The sequence below is a fragment of the Bradyrhizobium sp. Kon56 genome, from assembly GCF_055807635.1.
Window position 1 is genome coordinate 1 of sequence record NZ_JBVVOU010000589.1, and the last position, 241, is coordinate 241.

At 48.5% G+C, this 241-nt stretch carries 1 protein-coding gene; it reads left to right on the forward strand.

All coding sequences use genetic code 11. From position 1 onward, the window contains the following. On the forward strand, positions 1-234 hold a 234-nt coding region (locus AC0L3B_RS40170), incomplete at its 5' end, for a hypothetical protein (protein ID WP_473383574.1). Positions 235-241 lie beyond the last annotated feature (7 nt).

Below are 241 nucleotides of genomic sequence, written 5' to 3' on the forward strand. Positions count from 1 at the left end.
CGGCAGACAGCACTACAGAAAGCCCGAGGGAAAGGGGTGTCAGGCGAGGCGCAAGCATGGGAAAAAGTGTCCGAATTGTCAGGATGGAAAAGTGCGCGAATGGTAATGCTTTGCATTTGCTCGCGTGATCTATTCCCAAACGTACAGGGCACTAATTTGTTACTTAATGTGTTTTCCAAAAGGAAAGCTGGAATTTTCGCACCCATCGCCGGGGCGCAATGGGTCTTTGCTTAGAATTATT